This is a genomic window from Pseudomonas soli (assembly GCF_021283165.2).
Classification (GTDB): domain Bacteria; phylum Pseudomonadota; class Gammaproteobacteria; order Pseudomonadales; family Pseudomonadaceae; genus Aquipseudomonas; species Aquipseudomonas soli.
On the sequence record NZ_CP128543.1, the window covers coordinates 2043019 to 2068444 of the forward strand.

The 25426-nt window shown below is 63.8% G+C and carries 24 protein-coding genes; 13 read left to right on the forward strand and 11 right to left on the reverse strand.

Annotated features, from left to right (window positions below):
* Window positions 1–226: 226 nt before the first annotated feature.
* The 5 genes from LU688_RS09525 to LU688_RS09545 all read left to right on the forward strand — a co-directional run bounded on the left by LU688_RS09525 (window position 227) and on the right by LU688_RS09545 (window position 3983).
* A complete protein-coding gene (locus LU688_RS09525) occupies window positions 227–976 on the forward strand; it encodes an electron transfer flavoprotein subunit beta/FixA family protein (RefSeq protein ID WP_094010573.1) in 750 nt (249 codons plus the stop codon).
* The gene (locus tag LU688_RS09530; protein WP_038705728.1) at window positions 977–1906 is read left to right on the forward strand and encodes an electron transfer flavoprotein subunit alpha/FixB family protein; all 930 of its coding nucleotides are present in this window, start codon (window positions 977–979) and stop codon (window positions 1904–1906) included.
* Window positions 1907–1992: 86 nt separating this feature from the next.
* A complete protein-coding gene (locus tag LU688_RS09535) occupies window positions 1993–2814 on the forward strand; it encodes a substrate-binding periplasmic protein (RefSeq protein WP_094010572.1) in 822 nt (273 codons plus the stop codon).
* A 9-nt stretch (window positions 2815–2823) separates the two neighbouring features.
* Window positions 2824–3177: a DUF4398 domain-containing protein gene (locus LU688_RS09540; protein ID WP_023631441.1), complete on the forward strand. Its 354-nt coding sequence runs from the start codon at window positions 2824–2826 to the stop codon at window positions 3175–3177.
* Entirely contained in the window at window positions 3174–3983 is an 810-nt protein-coding gene (locus tag LU688_RS09545) for an OmpA family protein (protein WP_046856439.1), read from the forward strand. Before LU688_RS09540 ends, LU688_RS09545 begins: the two co-directional genes overlap by 4 nt.
* 450 nt (window positions 3984–4433) lie before the next feature.
* Here the strand turns inward: LU688_RS09545 and dacB are convergent, their stop codons facing one another.
* Window positions 4434–5897: a D-alanyl-D-alanine carboxypeptidase/D-alanyl-D-alanine endopeptidase gene (gene dacB / locus LU688_RS09550; protein ID WP_094010570.1), complete on the reverse strand. Its 1464-nt coding sequence runs from the start codon at window positions 5895–5897 to the stop codon at window positions 4434–4436.
* A gap of 185 nt (window positions 5898–6082) precedes the next feature.
* Here dacB and LU688_RS09555 point away from each other — a divergent pair, with 185 nt between their 5' ends.
* Window positions 6083–6427: a YggL family protein gene (locus LU688_RS09555; RefSeq protein WP_094010569.1), complete on the forward strand. Its 345-nt coding sequence runs from the start codon at window positions 6083–6085 to the stop codon at window positions 6425–6427.
* 30 nt (window positions 6428–6457) lie between these two features.
* On the opposite strand, the gene LU688_RS09560 is transcribed toward LU688_RS09555, so the two are convergent.
* The 6 genes from LU688_RS09560 to LU688_RS09585 all read right to left on the reverse strand — a co-directional run bounded on the left by LU688_RS09560 (window position 6458) and on the right by LU688_RS09585 (window position 13415).
* Window positions 6458–10090, reverse strand: coding sequence for a transporter substrate-binding domain-containing protein (locus LU688_RS09560; RefSeq protein ID WP_094010568.1), 3633 nt, complete (start codon window positions 10088–10090; stop codon window positions 6458–6460).
* 1 nt (window position 10091) lies between these two features.
* Window positions 10092–10712, reverse strand: a complete 621-nt coding sequence (locus LU688_RS09565; RefSeq protein ID WP_031315749.1) for a response regulator transcription factor — start codon at window positions 10710–10712, stop codon at window positions 10092–10094.
* Between the two features lie 277 nt (window positions 10713–10989).
* Window positions 10990–12321 carry a deoxyguanosinetriphosphate triphosphohydrolase gene (locus LU688_RS09570; RefSeq protein ID WP_031315750.1) on the reverse strand — a complete coding sequence of 444 codons (1332 nt, stop codon included), beginning with the start codon at window positions 12319–12321 and terminating at the stop codon, window positions 10990–10992.
* A 78-nt stretch (window positions 12322–12399) separates the two neighbouring features.
* Complete coding sequence (locus LU688_RS09575; RefSeq protein WP_038705731.1) at window positions 12400–12723, reverse strand: hypothetical protein; 324 nt, start codon at window positions 12721–12723, stop codon at window positions 12400–12402.
* Window positions 12720–13094: a phage holin family protein gene (locus LU688_RS09580; protein WP_023631677.1), complete on the reverse strand. Its 375-nt coding sequence runs from the start codon at window positions 13092–13094 to the stop codon at window positions 12720–12722. Before LU688_RS09580 ends, LU688_RS09575 begins: the two co-directional genes overlap by 4 nt.
* A 9-nt stretch (window positions 13095–13103) precedes the next feature.
* On the reverse strand, window positions 13104–13415 hold the full coding sequence (locus LU688_RS09585) for an ElaB/YgaM/YqjD family protein (protein ID WP_023631678.1): 312 nt from the start codon (window positions 13413–13415) through the stop codon (window positions 13104–13106).
* A 301-nt stretch (window positions 13416–13716) separates the two neighbouring features.
* Here LU688_RS09585 and LU688_RS09590 point away from each other — a divergent pair, with 301 nt between their 5' ends.
* From LU688_RS09590 to LU688_RS09605, 4 genes are all read left to right on the forward strand, one after another.
* Entirely contained in the window at window positions 13717–14925 is a 1209-nt protein-coding gene (locus LU688_RS09590) for an ammonium transporter (protein WP_104444216.1), read from the forward strand.
* 73 nt (window positions 14926–14998) lie between these two features.
* Window positions 14999–15235, forward strand: coding sequence for a glutaredoxin family protein (locus LU688_RS09595; RefSeq protein ID WP_023630966.1), 237 nt, complete (start codon window positions 14999–15001; stop codon window positions 15233–15235).
* A 71-nt stretch (window positions 15236–15306) separates the two neighbouring features.
* Window positions 15307–15615, forward strand: coding sequence for a hypothetical protein (locus LU688_RS09600; protein WP_023630967.1), 309 nt, complete (start codon window positions 15307–15309; stop codon window positions 15613–15615).
* Between the two features lie 50 nt (window positions 15616–15665).
* A complete protein-coding gene (locus tag LU688_RS09605) occupies window positions 15666–16550 on the forward strand; it encodes a pseudouridine synthase (RefSeq protein WP_094010566.1) in 885 nt (294 codons plus the stop codon).
* Between the two features lie 113 nt (window positions 16551–16663).
* Here the strand turns inward: LU688_RS09605 and LU688_RS09610 are convergent, their stop codons facing one another.
* The 3 genes from LU688_RS09610 to acnA form a co-directional block, all read right to left on the reverse strand.
* On the reverse strand, window positions 16664–18229 hold the full coding sequence (locus LU688_RS09610) for a methyl-accepting chemotaxis protein (protein ID WP_023630969.1): 1566 nt from the start codon (window positions 18227–18229) through the stop codon (window positions 16664–16666).
* A gap of 200 nt (window positions 18230–18429) precedes the next feature.
* A complete protein-coding gene (locus tag LU688_RS09615; RefSeq protein ID WP_023630970.1) occupies window positions 18430–19206 on the reverse strand; it encodes a CPBP family glutamic-type intramembrane protease in 777 nt (258 codons plus the stop codon).
* 165 nt (window positions 19207–19371) lie between these two features.
* Window positions 19372–22113, reverse strand: coding sequence for an aconitate hydratase AcnA (gene acnA, locus LU688_RS09620; protein WP_104444215.1), 2742 nt, complete (start codon window positions 22111–22113; stop codon window positions 19372–19374).
* 219 nt (window positions 22114–22332) lie between these two features.
* Between acnA and rlmM the strand changes: the two genes are divergently transcribed.
* The 3 genes from rlmM to pdxB all read left to right on the forward strand — a co-directional run bounded on the left by rlmM (window position 22333) and on the right by pdxB (window position 24937).
* Window positions 22333–23397 (forward strand): 23S rRNA (cytidine(2498)-2'-O)-methyltransferase RlmM, encoded by a 1065-nt coding sequence (rlmM, locus tag LU688_RS09625; RefSeq protein ID WP_038705734.1) that lies wholly within the window; start codon window positions 22333–22335, stop codon window positions 23395–23397.
* Between the two features lie 107 nt (window positions 23398–23504).
* A complete protein-coding gene (gene tusA / locus LU688_RS09630) occupies window positions 23505–23747 on the forward strand; it encodes a sulfurtransferase TusA (protein WP_023632607.1) in 243 nt (80 codons plus the stop codon).
* Window positions 23748–23794: 47 nt separating this feature from the next.
* Window positions 23795–24937, forward strand: a complete 1143-nt coding sequence (gene pdxB, locus LU688_RS09635) for a 4-phosphoerythronate dehydrogenase PdxB (protein ID WP_094010563.1) — start codon at window positions 23795–23797, stop codon at window positions 24935–24937.
* A gap of 97 nt (window positions 24938–25034) precedes the next feature.
* Here pdxB and LU688_RS09640 read toward each other — a convergent pair whose 3' ends face one another.
* Window positions 25035–25205: a PA1571 family protein gene (locus LU688_RS09640; RefSeq protein ID WP_023631968.1), complete on the reverse strand. Its 171-nt coding sequence runs from the start codon at window positions 25203–25205 to the stop codon at window positions 25035–25037.
* Window positions 25206–25426: the final 221 nt, after the last annotated feature.

Below are 25426 nucleotides of genomic sequence, written 5' to 3' on the forward strand. Positions count from 1 at the left end.
GGGCGTAGAGCAGGGTTTACGGGCCGAATCAGTCTTTGTAGTGGAGTCTACACGGCACCACAGGAAATGACCCGCAGGTTTTACCCTGCAATGGTCGTAACAGGACTGATCGGTCACTTGAACGTTGCCGGTGTCGACACGTTTTTAGAGGTGCCCTTGTACCCACGCGCATTCGCCGGGCAGCCCCCAGGCGACATTCTTTTCACCGGAGAGTAACGAGGAATCCATGAAGGTTCTTGTAGCTGTCAAACGAGTGGTCGACTACAACGTCAAGGTTCGCGTCAAGGCGGACAACTCCGGCGTCGACCTTGCAAACGTCAAGATGTCCATGAACCCCTTCTGCGAAATCGCTGTGGAAGAAGCCGTACGCCTGAAAGAAAAGGGCGTTGCGAGCGAGATCGTCGTCGTTTCCGTTGGCCCGGCCACAGCCCAGGAGCAACTGCGTACCGCCCTGGCCCTGGGTGCTGACCGCGCCATCCTGGTCGAAACTGCCGACGAACTTAACTCCCTGGCTGTGGCCAAGGCCTTGAAAGCCGTTGTCGACAAAGAGCAGCCACAGCTGGTCATCCTCGGCAAGCAGGCGATCGACAGCGACAACAATCAGACCGGCCAGATGCTGGCGGCGCTGACCGGCTTTGCCCAGGGCACCTTCGCCTCCAAGGTCGAGGTTGCAGGCGACAAGGTCAATGTCACCCGTGAAATCGACGGCGGCCTGCAGACCGTTGCGCTGAACCTGCCCGCCATCGTCACCACCGACCTGCGTCTGAACGAGCCGCGCTACGCGTCGCTGCCGAACATCATGAAGGCCAAGAAGAAGCCGCTGGAGACCGTTACTCCAGACGCGCTGGGCGTTTCCCTCGCCTCCACCAACAAGACCCTCAAGGTCGAAGCACCTGCCGCCCGCAGCGCGGGTATCAAGGTCAAGTCGGTGGCCGAACTGGTCGAGAAGCTGAAGAACGAAGCGAAGGTAATCTAAATGACTATCCTGGTTGTCGCTGAACACGAAAACGGTGCCGTAGCTCCGGCCACCCTGAACACTGTCGCTGCCGCCGCCAAGATCGGTGGTGATATCCACGTACTGGTCGCAGGCCAGAACGTCGGTGGCGTCGCCGAGTCCGCCGCCAAGATCGCAGGCGTCGCCAAGGTGCTGGTCGCGGATAACGCCGCCTACGCCCATGCCCTGCCGGAAAACGTCGCGCCGCTGGTAGTCGAGCTGGCCAAGGGTTACAGCCATGTGTTGGCCCCGGCCACCACCAACGGCAAGAACATCCTGCCACGCGTCGCCGCGCTGCTGGACGTCGACCAGATCTCCGAGATCATCTCGGTGGAATCGGCCGATACCTTCAAGCGCCCGATCTACGCGGGTAACGCCATTGCCACCGTGCAGTCGAGCGCTGCCGTGAAGGTCATCACCGTGCGTACCACCGGCTTTGACGCCGTGGCCGCCGAAGGTGGTTCGGCTGCCGTCGAAGCCGTCGCCGCCGCCCACGACGCTGGCAAGTCGGCCTTCGTCGGCGAAGAGCTGGCCAAGTCCGACCGCCCAGAGCTGACCGCTGCCAAGATCGTCGTCTCCGGCGGCCGTGGCATGGGCAATGGTGACAACTTCAAGCACCTGTACGCCCTGGCCGACAAGCTCGGTGCCGCTGTGGGCGCCTCGCGCGCCGCGGTCGACGCCGGCTTCGTGCCGAACGACATGCAGGTCGGCCAGACCGGCAAGATCGTTGCGCCACAGCTGTACATCGCCGTCGGTATCTCCGGCGCGATCCAGCACCTGGCCGGCATGAAGGACTCCAAGGTGATCGTCGCGATCAACAAGGACGAAGAGGCACCGATCTTCCAGGTGGCCGACTACGGCCTGGTCGCCGACCTGTTCGAAGCGGTTCCAGAGCTGGAAAAGCTGGTCTGATCCGACTGCTTCACTTATAAAGAACCCGGACCGCCCCTGGCGGTCCGGGTTTTTTCATGATTTTTTTCAGGGGCGGGAGAGGGTGCATGGCGTTTCGCTGGAGCAAGGGAGGGCTGGCCTGTGTGCTGGCGTTGCTGTCGACTCAGGCCTTGGCGGTGGGTAAATGCGAGCGCCTGGTGGCCACCGGCAGCCCGGATGCGCCACCGTATTCCTGGCAGGATCCGCAGGACCCCAAGCACCTGATCGGCGCCAACGTCGACCTGCTTCGCCAAGTCGCCGCCGAGCTTGGGGTGAAGGTCGAGGTGCTGCACGCCGGCAAGCGCGAACACGCGCTGGAGGAAGTGCGCAGCGGGCGCATGGACCTGTTGCTTGACACGCCGATGCAGGTAATCCAGCTGACCAGCCTGGACTATATCCATCCGGCCTTGCAGCTCAATGAATACCTGGTCTGGACCCGTCATGACGCGCCCCTGGTATTTGACGGCCCGGCCGACCTCGCCCGCTACCAGGGCGCCCTGTCGGAGAAGGCCCGCCTGACCCCGGCCTTCGAGGCGTTCGCCAAGGCCCAGCTAAAGCTGGAACCGGCGCAGAACTTGACGCAGGCTTTCCAGAAACTGGTGCTTGGCCAGGTCGACTATGTGCTGGCCGGGCGTTACTCGGGCATGGCCATGGCCCAGAGCCTGGGCGTGGGTAACGACCTCATCGCCCGGGGCTTGCCGGTGGACCGGCCGGGGTTGTACCTGACGGTGTCGCACAACTCGGCCTGCAACGACAGCTGGTTGCGCGGACAACTGGCGAAAAAACTGACAGAATTGCCGATCTCCGGGGCGAGCGAGGCTGTGCTGCAGCGCAATGTCGAGCGTTGGAAGGCGCAGATGCAGGCGTCGCAGGGTGCCCCCAAACAGTAGGAAGCGTGTGTGAGAATCCAACCCTTGATGCTCGCCCTGGCCGTGCTTGGCCTGGCCGGCTGTGCCAATGATCCGGCACCCAATGAACAGCTGCGCTTGTCTGAGCAGGCGCTCGAGCAGGCCAGGGCGGTCGGTGCCACCGAGCAGGTGCCGGAGTTCAAGTTGGCCGAAGACAAACTGGCCCGCGCCAAGAGCAACATGCTCGGTGAAAGCTATCGCGACGCACGCATGCGCGCCGAGCAGGCCGAGCTCGATGCCCGCCTGGCTGAGGCGCGGGTGCTGAACCAGAAAAGCGAGGAGCAGTTGCAGGTGTTGCAATCGCGTATCAAGCGTCTGCGCAAGCAGCTGGAGGTGCAGCCATGAGCCGCTTCAAGCCCATGGCCGCGTTGGCCTTGCTGGCCCTGGTGGGGTTGCAGGGCTGCGCCAGCCAGCGCAGCGAGTCGGCGCTGGACGACGCGAGCGCCGCGTTCCAGAAGGTCAAGGACAATTCCGACGTGCTGCGCAGCGCGCCCCGTGATGTGATCCGGGCCGGCGAGTCGCTGGGGCGCGCGGAGCGCCTGGCCGGTTATGTCGGCACCGGCAGCGATGTACGCCATTACGCCTACCTCAGCCAACGTTACAGCGAGATCGCCAGTGAGCATGCCAAGCTGGCGCTGAATCAGGAGCGACTGACCAAGCTCGACCTGGAGCGCCAGCGCCTGCAGCTGGCCCTGCGCGAGGCCAAGCTGGCGAGCGTGCAGCAGCAAGGCAAGTTCGTCGAGGCGCAGATTGTCGCGCTGGCGTCCGAGCAGACTGACCGCGGCCTGGTGATGACCCTGGGTGACGTGCTGTTCGACACCGGCCAGGCCGACCTCAAGAACTCGGCCAGCCGCACTGTGCTCAAGCTGGTGCAGTTCCTTCAGCTCAATCCGCGTCGAGTGGTGCGGATCGAGGGCTATACCGACAGCACCGGCGCGGCGGAAGAGAACCTGAAGCTGTCCCGTGATCGTGCCCAGTCGGTCGCCGACATGCTGGTTGACCTGGGCGTGGATGAAAAGCGCATCCAGGTCGAGGGCTATGGTGACCAGTACCCGGTGGAAGCCAATGCCTCGGAGCGGGGCAGGGCGCAGAATCGTCGAGTGGAGATCGTCTTCTCCGACGACAAGGGCAAGCTCGCCCCCGCACGCTGAGCCCCGCCTACGAGATCACGGCAAGTCGCATCGGCGCACCGATGCGACAGCCAGTCAATGATCAGCTGCCAGACAAGCATTTGTGCTTTTTCGTCTTGCTCTTGCTCTGCTTCTAAGCGCGCAATAGTTCAGGCGCCGCCAATTGCGACTTCAGGAGGCCGAACGCAGGGTTTGCGCAGGGAGGTGACGGGCATGGATGCCCGTCAAGCGCCGATCAGGCCATGGATGGCCCGTCGGCGCGTCCTCCCGGAGCGAGCCCGGAGTGAGGGGACCCCGAAGCGAAGCGTAGGGGCCGGATGAATGGAGCCAGCGGTTTTTGCCTTCTTTTGCCCGCGCAAAAGAAGGTCGCCGTAAAGGCGAAAAGGTGACTGTGCGTCGCCCTCGCCAATGCATGTGTTTACAGCCCTCAAAACCCACACCCTGAAAGCCTGAAAGCCCACCCCATTCAAATCAAGGCATCACCCCAACAGTCCCATTCCCCACCTTCGGCTGCCGATAAAGATCCAGCAACACCTGATCCAGCACCTGCGAAGCCCCCCAAGGCTTGGGATCATTGAGAATGGCCGCCACCGCCCAGGTGTGCCCGTTACTGTCACGGCTGAACCCGGCAATTGCCCGCACGGTATTCAGGGTCCCGGTCTTGATATGCCCTTCGCCCGTCATGGCGGTGCGCTTGAGCCGCTTGCGCATGGTGCCGTCCATGCCCACCAGCGGCATCGAACTGATGAACTCGGCCGCGTACGGGCTCTTCCAGGCCGCCTGCAGCAGCGCGGCCATCTCGCGGGTGCTGACCCGCTCGGCACGGGACAGGCCCGAGCCGTTCTCCATCACCAGGTGCGGCGCGGTGATGCCTTTCTTGGCCATCCACTGACGCACCACACGTTGAGCGGCGCGGGCGTCGTCGCCGTCAGCGTCGGTGCGGAACTGCGCGCCAAGGCTGAGGAACAACTGCTGGGCCATGGTGTTGTTGCTGTATTTGTTGATGTCGCGGATCACTTCCACGAGGTCTGGCGAGAAGGCCCGAGCCAGCAGGCGTGCGCTCTTGGGCACGTTCTCGATGCGGTCGCGGCCCTGGATGTTGCCGCCCAGCTCGTTCCAGATGGCCCGCACCGCACCGGCGGCATAGGTCGGGTGATCCAGCAGCGCCAGGTAGGTCTGCGAGTTGCAGCCATCGGCGAGCTGGCCACTGACCGTGACGCTGACACCATCGGGCTGCACCACCGGGTTGTAGCGCACTTCACCATTGCACTGCTTGCCCGCCACGGCCTTGACCTGGTTGTCGATACGGATGCTGGCGATCGGTGGTTCGACCGACACGTTGACCTTGCCACCGTCGTTACGGGCCACGAAACGCAGAGCCTTCAGGTTGACCAGCAGCGAGTCCGGCTTGACCAGAAACGGTTTGTTGTCGTCGCCGCCGTCATCGTTGAACTGCGGCAGGTTGGGTTGCACGAAGTGGCTGCGATCCAGGATCAGGTCGCCGGTCACGGTACGCACACCGTTGGCGCGCAGGTCGCGCATCAGCAACCAGAGCTTTTCCATGTTCAGCTTGGGGTCGCCACCGCCCTTGAGATACAGGTTGCCATTGAGCACGCCGTTGCTCAGTGTGCCGTCGGTGTAGAACTCGGTTTTCCATTGAAAGGTGGGGCCCAGCAGCTCTAGCGCGGCATAGGTGGTGACCAGCTTCATGGTCGAGGCCGGGTTGACCGAAACGTCGGCGTTGAAAACGGTTGCCGCGCCTGGTCCGTCCAGCGGCAGCATGACCAGCGACAGGGCCGAGTCCTGCAGCTTGTTGGTTTTGAGCGCCTGTTGCACCTTCGGTGACAGGTTGGTGTTTACGGTGGCGGCCTGGACTGACAGCGACAAGGGCAGCAACAGGCCGGCGAACAACAGTGGGCGGAGCGTCTTGATCATAAATGGACAAACCCTGCAGGCGAGGGGAAAAGACAATGGGGCTGTATGAAATGATGGCCCCAGGACGAATATAGTGCGCATTATGCCCCAAGCGTGCTCTGTATGGGCCTCGTTCGACGGAAAAGCGCCGTTGTGCGCCGGAAACTGTTAAAGTGCCGCGCGTAATTAATTGAGAGGATTGTTTCATGGCTACCAACCGTTCCCGTCGCCTGCGCAAGAAACTGTGCGTGGATGAATTCCAGGAGCTGGGTTTCGAACTGAACCTGGGCTTCAAGGAAGACCTGTCCGATGAAGCCATCGATGCCTTCCTCGATGCTTTCCTGGCTGATGCCATGGATGCCAACGGCCTGGACTATGTTGGCGGTGATGACTTCGGCCTGGTCTGCTCCGTCAAGCGTGGCTCGGTCAGCGAAGAGCAGCGCGCCGCTGTCGAAGCCTGGCTCAAGGGCCGTAGCGAGCTGACCAATATTGAAGTCAGCCCGCTGCTGGATGCCTGGTATCCGGAAAAGCCGATCAACCCGGCTTCCTGATTGATGTCGGCGGTACGTCCTGTACCGCACTCATCCCACCTTGGCCAGGTGCTGTAGCTGCCTGGCCAGGGCGTTCTCCACGCGGCGCATATGCCGCGCCAACACCTGACGACGCCTTCGCAGTTCGGCCAGGGGTACGTCCGTTACCTCCAGCGCTTGGCAAGCCTCGATCAGCGCCCGCGCATTCAGCATCCGTCCCGCGCTGAGGATCTTGTGTGCCTGCAGGGCCAGCTCGTTGCCGTTGTGCTGAGGATCTATGGTCATCAGGATCTTCAGGTCCTGACGCAGGCTCAGCAGCAGGGTTTCCAGGATGCGGTCGCGGTCGGCGAGGTTGTCGCCGACGATGGTCGAAAGGCCTTTGAGGTCAAAGCCTGTGGCCGGTCCATGGCGGTAGACGCACTGCCGGGCAAGCGGCGTGATGGCCCTCAGGCGTTGCCCCAGCACCTGCAGGCCGATGGGTTTGAGCAGGCAATCATCCATGCCGGCGTCGAGGCACTGCTGGCGTACCTCGGGCTGGGCGTTGGCGGTATAACCGAGAATGGTGCAGCGCGGTCGGTCATGCAGGCGCTCCTCCGTGCGTACGGTCCGGGCCAGTTCGTAGCCATTCATCTGTGGCATGTTGCAGTCCACGATCAGCACATCGAAACAGCCTTCACGCCATTTGCGCAGCCCTTCGCCGCCCTCTTCGGCGCTTTCCTGCTTCAGGCCCAGGTAGTTCAACTGCTGGGCCATCAGCAGCAGGTTTGCCGGGTGGTCGTCGATTACCAGAATGTTCAGTTGCTCGTCCGGTGGCAGGATTTGCGCCATGGGGCGCGGCAGGTCCGCGACCGGCTCGACACACTGCAGTGGCATCACCAGGCGCACGCGGGTGCCGACACCTTGCAGGCTTTGCAGGGTCAGTTCGCCCCCCATCATCGCGCACAGGTCGCGGCTGATCACCAGCCCCAGCCCGGTGCCGGCCCGGGCGCCGTCGCTGTAGGGGTTGGCCTGCACGAACGGGGAGAACAGGCGCTGCAGGTCCTGCTCGTGAATCCCGATACCGCTGTCGCGGACCTCCAGGTCAAGCACCGGCAACGTCGGTTCGCCGTCGGTGCGCAGCTTGACGGTGATGCGTACCTGCCCCTGCTCGGTGAACTTGATCGCATTGCTGACCAGGTTCGACAGGACCTGCTTGAAGCGCAGCGGGTCGAGCAGCGCATGGCAACGGGCCTCGCGGGCAATCACCACATCCAGCACCAGCCCCTTGTGTCTGGCCAGGCCGTCGAACACCCGCCCGACCGATTCGACCAGTGCCGCGAGGTCGACGGGTTCGGGCGCCAGGGACATCTGCCCGGATTCGATCCGGGCAATATCCAGGATGTCGCCGATCAAACCCAGCAGATCGTTGGCCGAATGGTGCGCGACTTCTAGCGCGGGGCGATCCAGCTTACCCTGCTCGGCGCGCTTGAGGGCCAGCTCCAGCATGCCGATGAGGGCATTCATCGGCGTACGGATCTCATGGCTGATGGTGGCCAGGAACGTGCTCTTGGCCCGGTTGGCGTCATCGGCCTGCTGCTTGGCCAGGCGCAGGTCCTGGACCAGGTTACGGCGCTCGCTGATGTCGATCCAACCGCCGATGATTCCTTGCATTTCGCCCAGCGAGTCGCGGTAGGGCAGGATCCAGTGATAGATCGTCAGGTCGCGGTCTTTCAGGTGCAACGGGCGATCGAGAATCAACGGGGTTCCCTGTGCCATTACCCGCTGGTAGTCGTCCTGCACCTGCTGGGTATAGTCACAATCGCCATAGGGGGCGTCTTCCAGGCGTTTGCCCAGCACCTGTTCGCGGCTGGCGCCGACCGCTTGCAGATAACTGTCGTTACAGCTTTGCAGGCGGCCCTCGCGATCACGCACATACATGGGGTGGGGGGTGCCGTTGAGCAGGGCGCCCATGAATTCCAGCTGGTCGTTCAACGCCCGTTCGGCCCGTTGACGCTGCTTGATTTGACGGCGCAGCCGGGCATTCCATATCAGCGCCAGGACCAGGAGTACGGCGATCACCCCGCCCACCTGCAGGATCACCCGGAGGTAGCTGCGCCAGTAGGCGTCGTCACGCAGGCCGTGGTCGCGCCAGCGGCTGTTGATCACCCCCAGTTCCTCCGGCGAGATGCTCAGCAACGCCTTGTCGAGGATCGAGCCCAGCTCGCTGGCGTCGGGGGCGGTGGCCATGGAAAAGGCAGCGGGTTCCGTGCCGACCGTGCTGCGGATGACCAGGTTGTTGCTGGTGGCGAGCATGTGGTTGGCGTCGATCAGGGTGGCGATTGCCGCGTCCACCGCGCCGCTGCCCAGCAGCACCATGGAATAATAGGTGCTTTCGGTGGCAACCTGGCGGATCCGCGGGTGGCGAGCGGCAAGCAGGGCGGCCACGGTGCTGTCGCGGGGAACGGCGACCCGCTTGCCTTTGAGCTGCTTGAGGCTGTTGGGTTGGTCGGCGCCGCTAGGGGTCACCAGCACATAGGCGCTCTCCAGATAGGGGCGGCTGACCTGCAAAGGGTTGCCCCGGCGTGCCTCGGTGGACAAGCTGGCAATGATATCGGCACGCCCGGATTCGAGCTGGTCGATCATGTCGCCGTCGCCACTGGCGCGGCGGATCTCGAAGCGAAGCCCGGTGCGCAGGCGAATGAGCTCGAGCAGGTCGGCGACTATCCCGCGCAGGCGATCATTGCTGTCGAAGAACGTCAATGGCGCCGCGGTGTCGTTGACCACCACGCGCATGATCGGGTGTTGGCTCAGCCACAGCTCTTCGCGTGTCGACAACTGCAGCTTGCGGTCGGTCAGCAAACTGCCGCTGCTGGCGCTCCAGCGTTTGAAGATATCGTTGCGGGTAATGCTGGACTGCGCGTCAAGCGCGGCATCCACCAGGGCCTTGAGGACAGGCTCGCCCTCGCGCATGGCAAAGCTGAAGCCTACGGCTTCGTGCTTGCCGAAGTTGGCCATGCGCACATGCGGCAGGTGGCCCTGGCTGATCAGGTAGTGAGTCGAGATGGTGTCGCCAATGAACACGTCGGCCTGTTCGAAGGCCACGGCGTTCAGGGCCTGGGTGGATGACTCGAAGGTCAGGAGCTCGGCCTTGGGGTAATTGGCGTGGATTTCCCCTGGCGGCAGGTAGTGATACAGCATGCTCAGACGCATGCCCGCCAGGCCGGTGTCTAGCGCACGGCTCTCGTCCTCGCGGGTCACCAGCACGGGTTGGTCAATGGCATAGGGGCGCGACAGCGCCAAGCCCTGGGTAACGGCTTCGTAACCGTTGGCGCTGCCCAGCAGATCGATATGGCCGCTCTTTAGCGCCGCCACGGCCGCCGGGCGGCTGGGGAAACGCTGCACGCGTACAGGCAGGCCAAGGGCGCTGCCGATCAAGCCGGCGTAGTCGGCGGTCAGCCCTTGGTATTCGCGTCCACCCGTGGCGATATCAAAGGGTGGATAATCAGGCGCCGAGGTGCCCAGCACCAGCTCCTTGCGCTGTGCGAGCCAGTCGCGCTGGGCCGCTGTCAAGGGCGGCCGGACCGACGTCGGCGCCGAGCGGCTGAGCAAGGTGTAGGTGCGGCCCAGGTCGACGGTCACGCCGCCACCCTGCAGCGGTGTGCCCAGGCAGAGCAACAAGATAGCGATGTACCTCCACGTCATCATTTCAAACCAGTGCGTTGCGCTTGGCGACATCGATCAACTCTACCAATGTGCTGGCGCGCAATTTGTGCATGAGGCGTTTTTTGTAGGTGCTGACGGTCTTGTTGCTGAGGAACATGCCCTTGGCAATTTCCTTGTTGCTGCGGCCCTGGGCAAAAAGTTGCAGGACCATCAACTCCCGGTCGTTGACCTGGCGGAACAGTTCCAGTTCCTGGTTGCTGCCTGTTGGCGGTGGATTGAGTGCCTGGCTGGGAAAGTAGTTGTAGCCGGACAGCACGGCCTTGATGGCGCTGAGCAACTCGCTGAGATCTTCCTGTTTGCACACATACCCGGCCGCGCCGGAATGCATGCAGCGCACCGCGAACAGTGCCGGGGATTGCGCCGTCAGCACCAGAACCTTCAACGGAATGGCCATGGCCTGCAGGCGCGACAGCATTTCCAAGCCATCGAGCTTGGGGATGCTGATGTCCAGTATGACCAGGTCTGGTGGGGTCTCACGGATAAGCTGCATGGCGTCAACGCCATTGTCCGATTCACCGACCACCCGGTATCCCTGGTTCTCCAGCAACATCCGTATCGCCAAGCGTATAACGGGATGGTCATCAACAATAAAGACTGAGTGCATATTCAACATTCCAGCTGCAGGTGAAGGCAGCCGGCACATTAGCTCAGTTGCATGGCGGCGGGCAGGGAGGTAAGTGCCAAATGCGGGATATAGGAATTAACTTACAGCGCCCGTGAAACTTTGCTACGACAGTTGTAGATATTGGCGGGCTTTTATCAGGAGTTGATAACTTTCGCCCGGGGTGGGGTGGGTAAGTTTATTTATAAAAAAATGGTTTAGGAAATTTCATACAAATTAAACGTGGGGCGGCAAACATTCGTCTGCCGCCTCGTCTAGGTTACTTCGGGCTGGAGCGTCCGGTCATTTCCTGGGCCATTTCACTGGCGTAGCTATCGGTCATGCCGGCGATGAAGTCGATCATGCGCAGGAACGCGTCATGCAGCGAACCTTGAGGGTCGGGGGCATTGTTGCCGATCAGGTCCAGCACCCGCCGGCTCTTGAACGACGGCGTGCGCCCACCGTGCTGCTCCAGAGCCGCGCCACAGAACGTGTTGAGCAGGATCTCCAAGGTCGTGTAGGCGCCGATCTCGTGCAGCGTCTTGCGCTTGTCCTGGAAGATCTTCTTGCGTGCCATGTCCTTGGCCTGGAGCACGCAGCGTTGCGCGGGGCCGTGCATGTGTTCTACCAGGTCACCGGCCAGTCGCCCGGCAAGCAGAGCTTTCTGTTGTTCGACGAAAGCCTGGGCGGCGGCATTGGTCAGGTGCTCGATGGCCTTGCCGCGCAGGATCGCCAGTTTGCGCCGACGTGACTCGCCCGGGCCCAGCAGGCGATAGGTTTCCGGCAGGTCGTCACCCACCAGGTCCAGCAGCAGCGCTTCGACCTCGGCGTACTGCAGCAGCTCCATTTCCAGCCCGTCCTCGAGGTCGATCAAGGCATAGCAGATGTCGTCCGCGGCCTCCATCAGGTACACCAAGGGATGGCGCGCCCAGCGTTGGTGTTCGAGCTGAGGCAGACCGAGCTTGCCGGCGATCTGCTCGAGCAGCCCCAGTTCGCTCTGGTAGCAGCCGAACTTGTGTTTCTTGTAGCCCAGTGCGTCGGCGTGGCGCGCAGTCCAAGGGTACTTGAGGTAGGCGCCCAGGGTCGCATAGGTCAGGCGCATGCCGCCGTCGAATTGGTGGTATTCGAGCTGTGTGAGGACGCGAAACCCCTGGGCGTTGCCTTCGAAATTGAGAAAGTCGCCGCGCTGCTCGTCGCTCATGTCGTCCAGCCAGCCCCGCCCCGCGGCCTGCTGGAACCAGTGACGAATGGCATCCTCCCCCGAATGACCGAATGGCGGGTTGCCGATGTCGTGGGCCAGGCACGCCGACTGCACGATCATCCCCAGGTCGCTGGGCTCGCACCAGTCTGGCAGTTGGCCCCGCAGGGTTTCGCCGACACGCATGCCGAGCGAGCGGCCGACGCAACTGACTTCCAGGGAATGGGTGAGGCGGGTGTGGATGTGGTCATTGCTGGACACCGGGTGCACCTGGGTCTTGCGCCCCAGGCGGCGAAAGGCGCCGGAGAAGATGATGCGGTCGTGATCCTTGTGGAAAGGACTGCGTCCGAGCTCCTCGGGGCTGTAGAGGGCCTTGCCCAGTCGTTCGCGGGTCAGCAGGGTTTGCCAGTCCAAGGCGTGGTCTCCCATCGTAGAGTCGGGATAGCTTCCTGTGTCCGGCGCGCCCGCGCAAGGGCTGGGCGCGCTCGGGCTTCAGCGGCGGCGGCTGAGCATCAGGCGAATCAAGGGTGCCAGGCTGGCACCCAGGCGTACCAGACGCGTCAGGTTGCCGCTGCGCACGCCCTTGCCGGTCAGAAAGCCCAAGGCAACCACGGCGCCAATGCCCCACAGCGAGCCATGCTTGACTCCCAGGCCGTCACCGAACGAGCCACCCATGCCACGCAGGCGTCGCACTGGTTCAAGCAACTGCCCGGATTCTTGACGGATTTGCTGGCGATGCATTTCCATGCGCAGGCGCAACAGCGCCTTGCGCAGTTCTCGCGGGTTACGAGTGTTGGGGAGTTCTGGCAGGCTCATGGCAGCAGGCGCTCCCGATCCTTGGCCAACTCCTCGAGGGTGGCGTTGAAGGGCGAGGACTCGTCGAACACCGCAGCTTTCAAGCGCAGGCCGCAGTACAGCGCGGCGATCCCGTAGAAGGCACACAGGCCGATGATGCCTGCCAGGCGATAGCTGTCCCACAGCAGCACCAGCACCAGGCCCGACAGGGCGGTAAGCAGCAGCAGGGCGAACACCAGCGCCAGGCCGGCGAACAACAGCAGACTCAAGGTACGGGCCTTCTGCTCCTGCAACTCGATTCCGAACAGCTCGATATGGCTGTGCAGCAAGCCCAGCACGGCCGCGCCCAGGCGCCTGCCGGAGGCGCCCGTGCCGATGGCTTCGTTGTCCATGAAGGTTCCTCAGCGCTTGGCCAGCAGACCGATCAGCAGGCCGACGCCGGCGGCGATGCCGATAGCCTGCCACGGGTTCTCCTGCACGTACTGCTCGGCGCTGCCCAGGGCCGCCTGGCCACGGGCGCGCACCGAGTCCTGGGTCAGTTGCAGGGTTTCGCGAGCCTGGACCAGGCGATCGTGGATCTGCTCGCGCAGTTCATCGGCCTGGTCGCCGGCCAGGTTGGCCGTGTCGGCCAGCAGTTTTTCGGTGTCGCGGACCAGGGCCTGGAAGTCAGCCATCAGTATGTCTTGTGCAGTCTTTGCCGATTTGCTGGCCATGAGTGGGCCTCTCCCTGTGGATGTGTGTGGCTATTTCGAGTGATCGATGACGCGGAAGGTTCAGCGGGATGTGTTGGTACAGCGCTTGCTAAAAAGCGGTGCGTGTCTGCCTTAGGCTGCGCCGAAATCATGCGCCCATGAGTCGGACACCGTTAAACCTTAACCCAATCCACGACAAACCCAAGAAAAAACCACGCAGGCAGCTGCCAACTCACCGAAACAGGGCAGGGGCCTGGCACCGATGCGGTGCATGGATGCCGGTTCTTGAACTGTCCTGGTGCTTTTTGCAGGTCTGCCCTACATGGAAAATACCCATAGCGCGATGGACTCACTGGTCCACGGCTCCAACACCTTGTTCATCCTCATGGGCGCGATCCTGGTCCTGGCAATGCACGCGGGGTTCGCCTTTCTCGAGGTCGGCACGGTGCGGCACAAGAATCAGGTAAACGCACTGTCGAAGATCCTCAGCGATTTCGCGATATCCGCGCTGGTGTACTTTTTCATCGGCTACTGGATTGCCTATGGGGTGAGCTTTCTGCAGCCTGCCGCGGCTCTCGCCGATGACCATGGCTACGCCCTGGTCAAATGCTTTTTCCTGCTGACCTTCGCCGCGGCCATCCCGGCCATCATTTCCGGTGGTATCGCCGAGCGGGCGCGCTTTGCGCCACAACTGTGCGCGACGGCGTTGATCGTGGCGTTCATTTATCCGTTTTTCGAAGGCATCGTTTGGAACGGCAACTTCGGCCTGCAGGCCTGGCTGCATATGCGCTTCGGGGCACCCTTCCACGACTTCGCCGGCTCCGTGGTGGTGCACGCCATGGGGGGCTGGCTGGCGCTGGCCGCGGTGCTGCTGCTGGGCGCGCGCCGCGGCCGTTACCGAGACGGCCGGCTGGTGGCGTTCGCGCCCTCCAGCATACCGTTCCTGGCGCTGGGGTCGTGGATCCTGATCATCGGCTGGTTCGGCTTCAACGTCATGAGCGCCCAGACCCTGCAAGGGGTGAGCGGGTTGGTGGCGATCAACTCGCTGATGGCCATGGTCGGTGGCACCCTGTCGGCCTTGCTGGCCGGGCGCAACGACCCGGGGTTCCTGCACAACGGCCCGTTGGCCGGCCTGGTGGCGGTGTGCGCAGGTTCCGACCTGATGCATCCTCTGGGGGCGCTGGTGACCGGCCTTGTGGCCGGCGGGTTGTTCGTCTGGTGCTTCACTGCCGCGCAGAATCGCTGGAAGATCGACGACGTGCTGGGGGTATGGCCGCTGCACGGGCTGTGTGGCGTTTGGGGTGGCATCGCCTGCGGCTTGTTCGGGCAGGTGGCCCTGGGTGGGCTGGGTGGTGTCAGCCTGGTCAGCCAGCTGTTGGGCAGTCTGGCGGGGGTACTGGTCGCCCTGGCCGGTGGCTTCGCCGTGTACGGGTTGATCAAGGCGTTGCATGGCCTGCGTCTGAGCCATGAGCAGGAGTTCCAGGGCGCCGACTTGTCTGTGCATCGAATCGGCGCCACCAGCCAGGATTGAGGCACGTCAGGTGCACGCAGGCGCAGGCGGACCTAGAATGAGCATCCCTTCCTGCGATTTTGCGGATAGACGCATGCTGCCTGAAACCCAATTGTTCGGCACCCTCGGGTGCCATCTGTGCGAAGTGGCCGAAGCCATGCTGATGCCATTCGTCGAGCACGGCTTGTTGGTCGAGCTGGTCGATATCGCCGAGGACGAGGTGCTGTTCGAACGCTACGGCCTGGTCATCCCGGTACTGCGCCGCTGTGACACCGGCGCCGAGCTGGGCTGGCCGTTCGATGCCGAGCAGGTGGTGGCCTTCCTTGGTTGAGCGGCGGCGCATTGACGGCGCGGTGGCTGGCTACGTATGCTGTATATAAATACAGTATCCAAGGTGAAGCCATGCTCAATGTCGAGCAACTCAAGTACAGCATCAACCACATGGCCCCCGAGCGTGTGTGCGAGGCGGTGCTGGAACTGCGCCTCGATGGCATCGTCACCGACGAGCGCACACCGTTCGGCAAGGTCCATTTCAATACCTGTTTCGCCGAGATCGAGGCGCTGTTCCAGCGCGCCGGTTTTCACCGCCCGCTGGATGTGGTGGGCTACCAGGGAATGAGCTACGCCCTCTACGATCCGGGGCGCTGGGACGCGGTTCAGGTGCTGCGCTGGCTAAAGGCGCGTTGCGAGCCGGCGTGCGAGGCTGGTTGAGGTACGCCGGGTAGGGGATAATGCCTGCCCCTGCTTGACCGAGCCTGATGATGACCACGCCTTTTGACCCCGCCCGCCAGCAAGCCAGTACCGTATGCCTGCCTCCGGGGCCCTGGGCCAACGTGCTCGACTGCCTGTGCGATCATTTCAAGGGCATCGCGCGTGAGCAGTGGCTCGATCGCTTCGCCCGAGGGCGGGTATTGAATGCCGAGGGCCAGCCCATTGCAGCGGACACCCGCTATCGTAGGGGGATGCGCCTCCACTATTTTCGTGAAGTACCCAATGAAAAGGTGATCCCGGTGCAGGAAGAAATCCTGCATGTGGATGAGCACCTGGTGGTGGCAGACAAGCCGCATTTCCTGCCTGTGACGCCTACCGGCGAGTACGTCGAGCAGACCCTGCTGCGTCGGCTGATCCGGCGCCTGGACAACCCGCACCTGGTGCCGCTGCATCGCATCGACCGGCACACTGCCGGGCTGGTGCTGTTCTCTGCCAATCCGCAGAGCCGTGGCGCCTATCAGCGTCTGTTCCCCGAGCGGCGTATCGACAAGCATTACCAGGCCATTGCCGCGGCCATGCCGCAGCATGATTACCCGTTGGTGCATCGCAGCCGTCTGGTGCATGGCGAGCCGTTCTTCCGCATGCATGAGGTGGAAGGAGTCGACAACAGCGAAACCCATGCCTGTGTGCTGGAGAAAAATGGCGATCTGTGGCGCTATGGCCTGTCACCGGTCACCGGCAAGACCCACCAGTTACGCGTTCATATGGCGGCGCTGGGCGCGGGGATCTGCAACGATCCGTTCTATCCGCAACTGGTCAACGAGCAGGATGATTACGCACGACCACTCAAGCTGCTGGCCCAAAGCCTGCGTTTCGAGGATCCGTTGACGGGTGAGGTGCGTTACTTCGAGAGCCGGCTGAAGCTCGACTGGTAAAAACATCGCCGGCAAGTCGGCTACCACAGAGATGGCGCTTGGCCTGAGGGCTTCGCGGTCAGTGTGGGAGCCGGCTTGCCGGCGATGCGCCGCTTAAGCGGCGCCTTTTGCCATCAGCGGTTGAAGCGCTCCACCAGCGAGTACTGGGTACCCGCCGTGCTGGTCAGCTCTTCGCTGAGCAGCGCCGAGCGCTGGGCCTGGCCGGCGGTCTGGTCGGCGAGGTCGGCGATGGTGCTGATGTTGCGGCTGATCTCCTCGGCCACCGCGCTCTGCTCTTCGGTGGCCGCGGCGATCTGGGTCGCCATGTCGGTGATGTTGGCCACGGCCTCACTGATGCCCACCAATGCCTCGTCGGCCTGCATGACCCGCTCGACACCTTCCTGGGCCTGGCGATGGCCGGTCTCCATGGTCTGCACCGCGTTGTTGGCAGTCTGTTGCAGCTTGGCGATCAGTGTGTGGATCTGCCCGGTGGATTCAGCGGTGCGCTGGGCCAGCTGGCGGACCTCATCGGCCACCACGGCGAAGCCGCGGCCCATCTCACCGGCACGCGCCGCTTCGATGGCGGCGTTGAGCGCCAGCAGGTTGGTCTGGTCGGCGATGCCCTTGATCACATCGACCACGCCGCCAATCTCGTCGCTGTCCTTGGCCAGTTGAGTGACGGTCAGCCCGGTTTCGCCCACGGCAGCCGACAGCCGCTCGATGGCATCACGGGTTTCGCCGGCGATATTGCGGCCCTGGCTAGTCAGGCGATTGGCCTCCTGCGTCGCGTCTGCGGTGCGCTGGACATGGTTGGCCACTTCCTGGGTGGTGGCTGCCATCTGGTTGACGGCGGCAGCCACCTGCTCGGTCTCCACGCGCTGACGCTCCAGGCCCGTGGAGCTCTGGTGGGCGAGGGTGTCGGACTGGCGGGCCTGGTCGCTGAGCTGCTCGGCGCTGTCCTGCAGCCGGGTCAGGCAGGTCTTCATGCGTGCGTCCTGGCTGAGCATGGCCATTTCCAGGCGTGCCTGGACGCCGCGGCTGTCGGTATACATCTGCGCGATCAGGGGGTCGGAAGTGGTCTGCTCGGCCAGGCGCAGCAAGCGCTTGAGGCCCCGTTGCTGCCAGCTCAACCCAAGCAGGCCGAGCGGCACCGACAAGCCGGCGGCCAGGGCAAAGCCCCAGGAGTGGCCAAGCCAGTTGCCGATCAGGAAACCGATCTGGCTGACCAGGATGAACGGCAGCCAGTCCTGCAGCACCGGCAGCCATTTGTCCCGTTTCGGGATGGCCGACTTGCCCTGGTTGATGCGCTGGTACAGCGCCTCGGCGCGGCGGATCTGCTCGGCCGTGGGCTTGACCCGCACCGACTCGTAGCCGACCACCTGGTTGCTGTCGAAGATTGGCGTGACGTAGGCATTGACCCAATAGTGGTCGCCCGACTTGCAGCGGTTCTTGACGATGCCCATCCACGGCAGGCCCTGCTTGAGGGTCTGCCACATATGGGCGAACACGGCGGCCGGGACGTCGGGGTGGCGCACCAGATTATGCGGTGCGCCCATCAGTTCTTCGCGGGAAAACCCGCTGATCTCGATGAAGGCATCGTTGCAGTAAGTGATCACGCCTTTGGCGTTGGTGGTGGAGATCAACCGCTGCTGGGCAGGGAAAGTCCGTTCTCTCTGGGTAATCGGCTGGTTGTTACGCATTGGCTGTTCAATCCGCAAGGCTTTCGACGGGTATCGGCAAGCCTCTGGTTTTATTGAATGAATATTTGACTGCCTTGATCTACGGCAAGGAGCCATCGGTGTGGTTGAGCTATCGCAACCATCCTGATCGCAGCCATTGCCTTCAATATTGCAGTTTTCTTTATAAATTATGACGAATAAGTCTGATCATGACCGATTGTTCAGCTCGGGGCCAGCATCGGGTAGCTGAACAGGGCGAAGTGCGCCAGGTTGACGCAGGCATGGCACGCGACTGCCGCAGCCAACCCTCCATGGCGATAGGCCAGACCATATCCCACCCCGGCCAGGGTGGCCAGATAGAACCACTGCCAGCCGCCAGCCAGGTGCGCGAGGCCGAACAACAGTGCGGCGAGCAGCAGGGCCAACCCCTCATGCTTGAACAGACGTTGCAGGCCGCCCTGGATATAGCCACGGAACAGCAGTTCCTCGGTCAGGCTCACCAGCAGCAGGTTGTTGGCCAGCCACAGCCAGGCCTGGTCAGGCCACTTCGGTGCCCAGGCCACCAGGCCCAGGGTCCAGGCGCCACCCAGGCAGGCGAACAGGGTAAGGGGCAGGATCAGCGCCAGGCTCATGGCCAGGCCGCGAGCGCGCAGCATTACCAGCCAGGGGCAGGCCAGCAGCAGCCATAGGCCGATCAGCGGCTTGTCGAGGTTCAGGTACATGGAGAAGGGCACCGCGCCTTCGCTGAGGACGGCCTTGTCGATGACGCGGGCGCCATGGAAGCCGGGCAGCCAGTGCAGCGCCAAGGCGATGGCGAGAACGACGAAGAGCAGGTGGCCGAGGGTCTGTTGCCAGCGGACCTGGCGGCGCGCCAGCAGGCCGCTGCAGAACAGGGCGAGCAAGGCGGGCAGGGCGATCAGGCCGATACTGCCGTGGGTCAGTGCGAGGGTGTAGCCGAGGCCGAGCAGGAGCAGGGCGATCCAGTGGAGACGGGGCATTGGGTTTCCTTGTGCCGGTGGGTCCATGGAGGGTAGGACTCAGCCAAGCGGCTTCAGGACACCATGCTTTGCAGGAACAACGATATGAAGGCGCAGGCATGGGAGCGGGGCAACCCCGCTCCCACGACAGCCCGCACCAAAGGCGCGGGCGCGAGCAGTGAGTTCCTACCCTGCGATCAATTGCCGCAGCACATAATGCAGGATCCCCCCCGATTTGAAGTATTCCACCTCATTGAGCGTATCGATCCGGCACAGCACCTCGATCTGTTCCTGGCGCCCATCCTCGCGGGTAATGCGCAGCGGCAGGCTCATGCCCGGGCGGATCTGCGCATCGGTCAGCCCAAGCACATCGATGCGCTCGCTGCCGGTCAGCCCCAGGCGCTTGCGATCGTCCCCCGCCTTGAACTGCAGCGGCAGCACGCCCATGCCCACCAGGTTGGAGCGGTGGATGCGTTCGAAACTTTCCGCCAGCACCGCCTTGACCCCCAGCAGGTTGGTGCCCTTGGCCGCCCAGTCACGGCTGGAACCGGTGCCGTATTCCTGCCCGGCGATCACCACCAGCGGCGTGCCATCCTTCTGGTAACGCATGGCGGCATCGTAGATCGACAGCTTTTCACCGCTGGGCACGTACAGGGTGTTGCCACCTTCCTCGCCGCCGAGCATTTCGTTGCGGATGCGGATGTTGGCGAAGGTACCGCGCATCATTACTTCATGGTTGCCGCGACGCGAACCGTAGGAGTTGAAGTCACGAGGTTCCACGCCCTTGTCGCGCAGGTAGCGCCCGGCCGGGCTGTCGGCCTTGATGTTGCCGGCCGGTGAAATGTGGTCGGTGGTCACCGAATCACCGAGCAAGGCGAGGATGCGTGCGTTGCGCACATCAGCGATCTCCGGCAGTGGGCCGCCGATGTCGTCGAAGAAGGGCGGGTGCTGGATATAGGTGGAGTCGTCCTGCCAGACATAGGTCGCGGCCTGTGGCACCTCGATCGCCTGCCATTGGGCATCGCCGGCGAACACCTCGGCGTATTCCTTGTGGAACATGCGGGTGTCGACATTGCTGACCGCCTCGGCGATTTCCTGCTGGCTTGGCCAGATGTCGCGCAGGTACACGGGCTTGCCGTCCTTGCCGGTGCCGAGCGGGTCCTGGCTGAGGTCGACGCGCACGCTGCCGGCCAGGGCGTAGGCCACCACCAGCGGCGGCGAAGCCAGCCAGTTGGTCTTGACCAGCGGGTGTACCCGGCCTTCGAAGTTGCGGTTGCCCGACAGCACCGAGGCGACGGTGAGGTCGGCGCTGCCGATGGCTTGCTCGATGGCCTCGTCCAGGGGGCCCGAGTTGCCGATACAGGTGGTGCAGCCATAGCCGACCAGGTCGAAACCGAGCTGGTCGAGGTAGGGTGTCAGGCCTGCGGCCTTGTAGTAGTCGGTGACCACCTTGGAGCCGGGGGCGAGCGAACTCTTCACCCAGGGTTTTCGTTGCAGGCCTTTCTCCACGGCTTTCTTCGCCACCAGCCCGGCGGCCATCATCACGCTGGGGTTGGAGGTGTTGGTGCAGGAGGTGATGGCGGCGATCACCACCGCGCCGTCGCGCAGGGTGTGGGTCTGGTTGTCGTGGGTGTAGTCGATCTCGCCGGCCTGGTCGGCATTGCCCACCGCCACGCCACCGCCGCCTTCGCTTTCGAGACGACCGACCTCCTTGGCCAGGGGCTTGGGTTGCAACTCGATGAAGTGGTCGAAGGCTTGGCGTACCTGGCCCAGGGCAACGCGGTCCTGCGGACGCTTCGGCCCGGCCAGGCTGGCTTCAACCTCGTTCATGTCCAACGCCAGGGTGTCGCTGAACAGCGGCTCCTGGCCGGGCAGGCGCCACAGACCCTGGGCCTTGCAGTAAGCCTCGACCAGTTGCACGGTTTCCTCGGGGCGGCCGGACAGGCGCAGATAGTCCAGGGTCACCTGGTCGACCGGGAAGAAGCCACAGGTGGCCCCATACTCGGGGGCCATGTTGGCGATGGTCGCGCGGTCGGCCAGCGGCAGGTCGGCCAGGCCGTCGCCATAGAACTCGACGAACTTGCCCACCACGCCCTTCTTGCGCAGCATCTGTGTCACCGTCAGCACCAGGTCGGTGGCGGTGATGCCCTCGCGCAGCTTGCCGGTGAGCTTGAACCCGATGACTTCGGGGATCAGCATCGATACCGGTTGGCCAAGCATGGCCGCCTCGGCTTCGATTCCGCCCACGCCCCAGCCGAGCACGCCCAGGCCATTGATCATGGTGGTGTGCGAATCGGTGCCGACCAGGGTGTCGGGGAAGGCATAGGTGTGGCCGTCCTCTTCGCGGGTCCATACCGTGCGGCCCAGGTATTCAAGGTTGACCTGGTGGCAGATGCCGGTGCCCGGCGGCACCACACGGAAGTTGTCGAAGGCGTTCTGGCCCCAGCGCAGGAAGGCGTAGCGCTCACCGTTGCGCTGCATCTCGATGTCGACGTTCTGGGCGAACGCGGCCGGGGTGGCATAACGGTCGACCATCACCGAGTGGTCGATCACCAGGTCCACCGGCGACAACGGATTGATCCGCTGCGGGTCGCCGCCGGCCTTGGCCATGGCCGCACGCATGGCGGCCAGGTCGACCACCGCCGGCACGCCGGTGAAGTCTTGCATCAGCACCCGAGCCGGGCGGTACTGGATCTCGCGGTCGGAGCGGCGCTCCTGCAGCCAGGCGGCCAGGGCCTTGAGGTCGTCGCCGGTGACGGTCTTGCCGTCTTCCCAGCGCAGCAGGTTCTCCAGCAGTACCTTGAGCGACATGGGCAGGCGTTGCAGGTCGCCGAGCTGGCGGGCGGCGTCGGGCAAGCTGAAATAGTGGTAGGCGCGGTCGGCCACCTGGAGGGTCTTGAGGGTTTTCAGGCTATCGAGCGAGGGCATTTACAACTCCTTGTGCTCCGGTGCCCGGCGACTGCGGGTTGCTCGCCGGTGTCACCGCTCTGGACCAGTCCGCACGGCACGGACCTGGCTGAACAGTCAGGTTAGACCGGTTTGCCGGTCCCGACCCTTTTCTGGACCGATGGGGCGTGTCGCTGGTTCCCGACTTCCTTTATCATTCGCCGCCCTGGCGCCGTCTGCGCCAGTGATGTGGAGTGAGAAATGAATACCCTGTTCATGCATTGCCGGCCCGGCTTCGAGGGCGAGGTCTGCGCCGAAATCAGCGAACACGCCGCCCATTTGGGCGTGCCCGGCTATGCCAAGGGCAAGCCGCAGAGTGCCTGCGCCGAGTTCGTCTGCACCGAGCCCGGTGGCGCCGAACGCATGATGCAGGCGCTGCGCTTTTCGCAGCTGATCTTCCCGCGCCAGTGGGCCCGCGGCACGTACGTCGAGCTGCCGGAGACCGACCGTATCAGCGTGCTGCTCGAGCACCTGGCTGCGCTGCCGGTGTGCGGCAGCCTGTGGCTGGAGGTGCTCGACAGCAACGAGGGCAAGGAGCTGTCGACCTTCTGCCGCAAGTTCGAGGTGCCGCTGCGCAAGGCCCTGGAGAAGGCCGGCCGCCTGGTCGATGACGCCCGCCGTCCGCGTCTGCTGCTGACTTTCATCAGCGGCCGCCGGGTCTTCCTCGGCCTGGCCGAAGCCGACAACTCGGCGCTGTGGCCGATGGGCATCCCACGCCTGAAGTTCCCCCGAGAGGCCCCGAGCCGCTCGACCCTCAAGCTCGAGGAGGCCTGGCACCAGTTCATCCCGCGCGAGCAATGGGACGCGCGCCTGAACGACGACATGACGGGTGTCGACCTGGGCGCCTCGCCCGGCGGCTGGACCTACCAGTTGGTCAAGCGCGGCATGCTGGTGACCGCCATCGACAACGGGCCGATGGCCGAGAGCCTGATGGATACCGGCCTGGTCACTCATCTGATGGCCGACGGCTTTACCTGGCAGCCGAAGCAGACGGTGGACTGGATGGTCTGCGATATCGTCGAGAAGCCGGCGCGCACCGCTTCGCTGATCGAGACCTGGCTGGGCGAGGGCTTGTGCCGCGAGGCGGTGGTCAACCTGAAGCTGCCGATGAAGCAACGCCATGCCGAGGTTCGCAAGCTGCTGGATCGCATCGAGGCTGGGTTCAAGGCGCGCAAGGTGAAGGTGTCGATCGCCTGCAAGCAGCTGTATCACGACCGTGAGGAAGTCACTTGCCATCTGCGCCGGCTGGACCTGAAGCCGCGCTGAGCCGATCGCGGGGCAAGCCCTCTCCCACCGTACCCGGCTCTTGCGGGGGTGGGCTTGGCGCCCCTCGGCCGATACGCCACAATGACGAGCATTTTGCGGAGCCTTTCATGACCGATTTCACCCACGACGCGATCCTCGACGCCACCGGCCTGAACTGCCCAGAGCCGGTGATGATGCTGCACAAGCATGTGCGCGAGCTGGTATCCGGCGGCGTGCTCAAGGTCATCGCCACCGACCCGTCGACCCGCCGCGACATCCCCAAGTTCTGCATCTTCCTCGGCCACGAGCTGCTCGGCCAGGAAGAAGACGCCGGAACCTACCTGTACTGGATCCGCAAGAAGGCCGACTGAGCCCGCCGCGATCGCGCTACACTGCGCTCCCCTGACAGGAGAGCGCCATGCTGATAGTTGCCGACGAGAATATCCCGCTGCTCGATGCCTTCTTTGCCGGTTTCGGTGAAATCCGCCGTTATCCCGGCCGGGCCATCGACGCCGCCTGCGTCAAGGACGCCGACGTGCTGCTGGTACGCTCGGTGACTCGCGTCGATCGGCAACTGCTCGAGGGCAGTCGGGTACGCTTTGTCGGCACCTGCACCATCGGCACCGATCACCTCGACCTCGAACATTTCGCCGAAGCCGGTATTAACTGGAGCAGCGCGCCGGGCTGCAACGCCCGTGGCGTGGTGGACTACGTGCTGGGCAGCCTGCTGACCCTGGCCGAGCTCGAGGGGGCCGACCTGGGCAAGCGCGTCTACGGCGTGGTCGGCGCGGGTGAGGTCGGCGGGCGGCTGGTGCGGGTGCTGCGCGGTCTCGGTTGGAAGGTGCTGGTGTGCGACCCGGTGCGCCAGGCCAGCGAGGGCGGCGACTTTGTCGATCTCGAGACGATCCTCGAACAATGCGATGTGATCAGCCTGCACACGCCGCTGCAACGCGGCGGCGAGCACCCGACCTGGCACCTGCTCGACCAGCCTGGCCTGGCGCGCCTGCGTGCCGGCGCCTGGCTCATCAACGCCAGCCGTGGACCGGTAGTGGACAACGCGGCCCTGCGCGAACTGCTGCTGGATCGCGAGGACGTGCATGCGGTGCTCGACGTGTGGGAGGGCGAGCCGCAGGTGGACCTGGCGCTGGCCGATCTGTGCACCCTGGCCACGCCGCATATCGCCGGTTACAGCCTGGATGGCAAGCAGCGTGGCACGGCGCAGATCTACCAGGCGTTCTGCCGCTGGCAGGGCTTGCCCGAGCAGGTGCGACTGGCCGACCTGTTGCCGGCGACGGGCTTGGCGCTGATCGAGTTCGACGCCAGCGCGGAGCCGGGGTGGACATTGGCCACCCTGTGCCGCGCGGTGTACGACCCGCGTCGCGACGATGCGGATTTTCGTCGCAGCCTCAGCGACGACTCGGCCGAGCAACGCGCCGCGTTCGACCTGCTGCGCAAGCATTATCCGGTGCGCCGTGAAATCGAGGGATTGGCCGTACGGCTGCGGGGGGAGGCGCCGCAACTGGCGCAGGTGGTCAGCGCGTTGGGGGCGGTTCTGGTGTGATGGCGGTCGTGGGCCAAGTCCTTACCCGCAGTTGAGGCTGGGGCACACAAAGAAAAACCCGGCGCAGGCGCCGGGTTTGCACGCAATTCAAGGGGGGTCAGTCCTTGCGGACTTTCTCTACCCGACTGTCTTCCAGGTCTTTGCAGGCTTTCTGGATCATCTGTTCTGTGATCGGGACTTCGCGGCCTTGGGCATCGATGATCGAGCCGCAAACCTGAGGTTGCGGGCGCGTCTGGGTAGTGGCCGTATTGGTGTGCTGCAAGCTCATGTCCTGTCTCCTCTTTCAGGTTCAAGCTCAAGGTAATGCTTCGCCGTGACTGGTCTGTGACAGCTTGTTAGGCGTCTTGCCAAATCAGTCCAACAGAAAGCGCGGCAAAGCTCCAGTACCGGGTTAGAACGATTGGGCATAGTCACTACTGCCCCGCTCGATGATGGGACGGCGACACAATCCCAGGGTTGCAGAAGGCCGACGAGTGGTAGTCTTGTGCT